This window comes from Nocardia amamiensis (genome assembly GCF_015477605.1).
GTDB lineage: Bacteria > Actinomycetota > Actinomycetes > Mycobacteriales > Mycobacteriaceae > Nocardia > Nocardia amamiensis_A.
Genome location: NZ_JADLQX010000090.1, coordinates 1 through 5,178 on the forward strand (window position 1 = coordinate 1; position 5,178 = coordinate 5,178).

Here is a 5,178-nt window from a genome sequence, read left to right on the forward strand (position 1 = left end):
CTCAAGACCTGGAAGATCCTGCGGAGACTCCGCTGCTGCCCATTCAAGACCGGTCGAATCGTCAAGACCATCCACGTCCTGCAAGACCGAGAACTTCAGGCGACCGCCACAGGATGAAAACGGCTCACTAGTATCCTGCGCCGGGAATTCGTTGTGGGAGGAGATACACACCCATCATGCGCAGTACTTTCGCAGCAAGAACCCGCAGTCATACGCCTTCGTCACCGGAGTGCCGGGCTTGTGACTGTTCTGCGGATTCCAGCGCGTCCTGTCGTGTGAGAGGCGACATCTGTGCCATTGCTGACGTGATGGACCTTGAGACATCTACTTCGTGTCCAGTAGGTTCGGCGTCTCGATGAGGTCGCGGCGGTTCGCTTCCGAGCTTGTCGATTTCGGTGAACAACGCCTCCACGATCGTGTGCATCTGCTTCTCCGCGATCTGCGCGTAGGTGCGGATGTACTCGATCTCGGCGGGCAGCGGGCCGGGAGTTCCCTCAGAAGTGGCCGCCACGGCGGCGATACCGTCGGCCGCGCGGGCCGCCGATTTCTGAGCTTGCTGCAGAATTTCGGCGTACTGCTCGCGAGCCTGCGCGACCAGTTCGCGAGCATAGATTTCGGCCTCGGCGACCGTGGATTCCGCGGTGATCTGAGCCTGGCTGAGCATGTTCACCGCCCGCACGTTGACCCCGAGCGCATCCCGCTGGGTATCCTCGCGTAACTGTGCGTTCTCCTGCTCCAGTTCCGCCACCTTGGTACGCAGGTATTCGACCGTGGTGGCATCACCGAGCGCCGACTTGTACATTGAGACCCGGTGCTCGAGTTCCGCGACCTGGTGGGCCAGGTAGTCGTTGTCGGCCAGCAGCGCCTTCTCGTCGCTGAAATCCAACTGCAGGGACAGCCGCTTGTTCATCGAGTTCAGCCGGGAAATCTCACGGGCGACACGCCGGACGAATTCGTCGACTTCCCGTTCGTCGTACCCGCGCCGACCCAGTGCCGACTTCTTGAATCTGGTGTTCCCGATATCGTGTGCCTTCAGTGCCATGTTGTTACCTGGTGCGCCATCTCGGTCGGAGCCCCGGAGGTATTCGATGTGGGGTTGTCGGGGTGGCCGCCATCGAAGTTTTCGAATCGGATGGCCGACGCGGGCAGGCCTGCGCGCCGCAGTTCACCGGCGGCGTGCTCCACCATTGCGGTGGAGCCGCAAATGAGCGCGGTCTCGCCCTGCCAGCGGTGAGTCTTGGCGACCACCGTGCCGACCGGTCCGCATTCACCCGGGTAGGCGGGATCGTCCGAGACCACTGGGGTGTAGCGCAACCATGGCCGGTTCCCGGCCAGCTCGGACAGGAAGGTGTGGTCGTAGATGTTCCGCTGGGTTCTGACCCCGTGGAAGAGGTAGACATTCGACGCCTCGCCGGTGCTCCGCCAACGTTCGTCGAGTTGTTCGATCAGAGCGGTCATGGGGGCGAGCCCGGTGCCCCCTGCCACCATCAGCAGGTCGCCGCGGAAGTCTGCGGACAAAGTGAGTGCGGTGCCGATCGGCGCGCCGAGCCGCAGTGTGTCGCCGACCGCGACCGTCCGGGCCAAGGTGGCGCTGACCTGTCCGCCAGCCACGATCTGCACATGCAGGTCGAGAGTTCCGTCGGGGCGGGGTGCGTTGGCTGGGGTGTAGTAGCGCCACAGCCGCGGCCGCTGCGGAATCTGCACGGCCATGGACTGCCCGGCATTGTAGGAATAAGGCTGGTTGGGCCGGATGCGCAGTACCCCAACGTCGATACTGCGGCGTTCGGTGGCAACGACCTCCGCCTCCCACCAAGCCGGGGCGCTTGCCTCCTCCTCTGCGGCCGTCACCATGATCCGGGCAACCGCGCGGTACGCCTCCGCCCAGGTGGCGGCGAGGTTGTCGGTCCACGCCGCGCCGAGGAAGTACTCCATTGTGGCCAGAAGTGACGCGCCAGCCGCGGGATAGTGGTCGGCGACGACCCGGAATTTGCGGTGGTCGCGGCCGAGTTGCTGCACGAACGCGGCGTCGGTGGCGAGGCAGTCGACGTTGCTGACGATGCGGCCGAGCGCCGCGAAGAATCTGCCGCGCTGGGTGGTCATCGAAAGCGGGAACATATCGCGGACCTCAGGGTGCTCCATGAACAGGTGCGAGTAGAAGTACAGGACCGCTTCGTCGCCGACCTTCTCGATGCTGAGCCAGCTATCTCTGAGCGTTGGAATATCCATGCCTTACGATCCCATTTGCCTGTCTATCCCGAATCTCTGCGCCATACCTCGATCCTGAATATTCACGAAAAAAAATAGCTCAATTCTGCGGTGTCGGTCATCGGACCAGCGGGACACCAGCTCCGCCGCCGCAGCAGCCTCCGCCGAGACCTCCCGAGGCATCCTCCTCGATGCCACGGCATTCAGTATCGTCATCGCGGCCTACCTTTCACGAGAGAAGGCGGGGCGAACAATGCTCGGTGGGGCACCCCGCTACTGCACCTTCGGATATTGCTGCCAGAATCAGACGGGCCTTGATTCTGCCGCGCTGCCAACGATCTCCGGAGCTAGTCCAGCGACAATATCGATAATCTGTTGCACAATATCGTCGGACACACCCGCCGCCTTCAGCGACTCGGCCAGATGACCGGCTATCAGCTGAAAGTGGCGCATAGTTATTCCCCTACCTTGGTGGATTTGCCGCATAGGTACCCCTACATAGGGCTCGGGTCCGCCTAGTGCCGCGGAGAAGAACTCGACCTGACGACCCTTGAGGCGCGCCATTCTGGAGCCTGTGAAGAACCCCGCCAGCTCGTCGTCGGCGAGTACCCTGACATAGAAGTCCTCGACAACGCCTTCAAGGGCCTCGGTACCCCCGATCTGCTCATAGATACTTCCCATTACCCATCTCCTATACTATTGGCTGGGGCCATACCGGAAAAGCGCGACCAGGCGAAGGAAATCGTCGCCGCCAACACCATTCGTGTAGAATTCAGTGATACATGAAATATTTTTCATGCACAGAACGAGGTGGAACGGCGAAGGATGGTTCGACACGCACAGCAGGAATGCTTTTGAATAGCCCTCCTCCGCGCAGCATGTCGACGACAACGACACCTTCTCACGCTGCCAACCAAACTGATATGGGGGAAATACCTACCTTGTTGGGGAGTGTCTGATCTCCGGCTCTGTCGCACTTTCGGTGGTGACGTGTCGCGGCCTATCCCAGGAGTATCCGGTGTCGAAGTAGCCGGAATCCCGCACGGCCGTACATTTGCCGTTTGAGCAGCTTCGTTTTCGTGTTGACGCCCTCGCACGGCCCGTTGCTGTAGGGCATGGTCAGGCTTGCGACCGCGGCGTCGTGGTCCTGCTAGAGACCGCGCAGGAACGGTTCGAGTTCGGGTAATCCGGCCGTGCGGGCTTGCTTGATCCAGCAGTCCAGGTTGCTGCCGCGCCGCTCGGCCATGATCTCGGCGAAGTCGCGGACCAGTTCCGTCAGCCGGGTCATTTCCGGGCAGGCGGCGACGAGTTCATCCAGATGAGCGCGGCGCGTTTCGGACAGATCCGATGGGCGGCTCGTGATCCAGCCGGCGAGTTTGCGTGCCGAGACGGCGACGCGGTCACCCGCCAGCCGTCCTTCGTTGAGATAGCGGTAGAGCAGATTCAGCCCGCCGGTATACCCGAGGGACTTGATCTCGGCGAACAGGTGTGTGACCGGCACACCGGGTTCGGCGGCGCGGCGGGCCCGCAGATGATCGCGGTAGGGATCGACCAATCCGGGCCAGTACTGCGGTGGGCGGCGCAGCGAATCCGGTTCCGGCGTACGGGAATATCGTTTCACGGTGTTCAACGCCAGGCCCAGCCGGCGGGAGCAGTCCAGCAGCCCGACACCCTGGTCGAGCAGGTTGTGCACGGCATGCCAGCGTTCGATGGTGGTGGTCTCACGCGCGATCCGGTGGCGCTTCGGGCCAGCGGCAGCCCAGCAACGCCCGTGCGCGGCGACGGCTGTCTCGACCACGCGCGCCAGCCCGTGCCACAAATGCCAGCGGTCCGACACCTGAGTAGCGGCAGGTCGCGCTCGGCGCACCGCTTCGGCATAGGTAGTCGAGCCGTCCCGCACGACGGTCATTACCTCTGGATGGTCGGTCAGCCAGGCGGCCAGGGTATCGGATTTGCGGTCTGCCAGCACGTCGATCCGGTCGTGCGACACCGGGTCGATCACGACCGTGGCATATCGGTGCCGACGCAGCAATGCGAAATCATCGACACTGACGACCGCAGGAACCAGCCGCTGCGGCAACGGGATATTCAGCAGCACGCGCACCGCCGTATGCCGGGACAACCCGACCGACAACCGCGCCAGCAGCCGAGCACCGGCTCGGCCAGCCAGTTCCCGAACGACCACACGCACCTGCCTGGTCAGACGCGCGGTGCGGCGCTGGTAGCGCTCCAGAACGCCAGCTACTTGCTCGCGGAAAGTGTTGCAGCAGCCTGTTGTCGGGCAGACCAGGCGGCGAACCTGCACCCGCACGACCACGGGGCGCCCGTCGAGCGGCACATCGGTCACCGTCCGCCAGTGATACCCGTGCAGCCGCTCGGACTCGGCCCCGCAGCCCGGACACACGACCGGGCTGTCGGGCGTCCGCGCCCACACCACGACCCGTTCGCCCTCATCGACCACATCCTCCACCACCAGCGGCGACAACCCCGAAAATGCCACGGCAGCAGGCACATTCACCTCGCACATCGGAATATCGTGCCCTCGCCGCCGACACATCACCACCGAAAATGCGACAGAGTCGTCAATCGGACACTCCCCCTTGTTGCGGCACATCGTGCGGTCTAGTACCAAGGCCGCTCAGTTAGCGGTTCGGTTGGTGTGTCAATCGAATGATGTTGTGGTGCTTGGTATGCCGTGATGTGGGACAGCGGAGCTCCTGGTAGAAGAGGTTTGTCACTCCAAGACAATTCTTCACTGGGAGCTCCGCTGTCGTATCAGTCTGTCATCAACCGCCGCGGCGTGGTGGCCGCGGGTGTGTTCGCGCCGGGTCATCTGGGGGAACTGACCCGGATCGTGTCGTTCGACCTGGTCGATGCGGCGCTGGAATCGGCCGGTGCGGTGCAGTCGCGGGTGCGGCTGCTGCCGTCACGGGTGGTGGTGTATCTGCTGCTGGCCGGGGCGTTGTTCTCCGG

Annotated in this window: 4 protein-coding genes and 1 pseudogene; 1 reads left to right on the plus strand and 4 read right to left on the minus strand. The window is 63.3% G+C overall.

Translation table 11 applies throughout. From position 1 onward, the window contains the following. Positions 1–208: 208 nt before the first annotated feature. The 4 genes and pseudogenes from IU459_RS36480 to IU459_RS36495 form a co-directional block, all read right to left on the minus strand. Positions 209–1,042 (minus strand): DivIVA domain-containing protein, encoded by an 834-nt coding sequence (locus IU459_RS36480; RefSeq protein WP_195134148.1) that lies wholly within the window; start codon positions 1,040–1,042, stop codon positions 209–211. Beyond that, positions 1,033–2,226, minus strand: a complete 1,194-nt coding sequence (locus IU459_RS36485) for an FAD-binding oxidoreductase (protein ID WP_195134149.1) — start codon at positions 2,224–2,226, stop codon at positions 1,033–1,035. Before IU459_RS36485 ends, IU459_RS36480 begins: the two co-directional genes overlap by 10 nt. A gap of 282 nt (positions 2,227–2,508) precedes the next feature. Continuing rightward, positions 2,509–2,886: a group I truncated hemoglobin gene (locus IU459_RS36490; protein ID WP_195134150.1), complete on the minus strand. Its 378-nt coding sequence runs from the start codon at positions 2,884–2,886 to the stop codon at positions 2,509–2,511. Between the two features lie 319 nt (positions 2,887–3,205). After that, a pseudogene (locus tag IU459_RS36495) lies at positions 3,206–4,738 on the minus strand (ISL3 family transposase). Positions 4,739–4,972: 234 nt separating this feature from the next. Between IU459_RS36495 and IU459_RS36500 the strand changes: the two are divergent. After that, positions 4,973–5,178, plus strand: a 206-nt coding sequence (locus IU459_RS36500; RefSeq protein ID WP_228839021.1) for a transposase domain-containing protein, incomplete at its 3' end; no start/stop codon positions are given.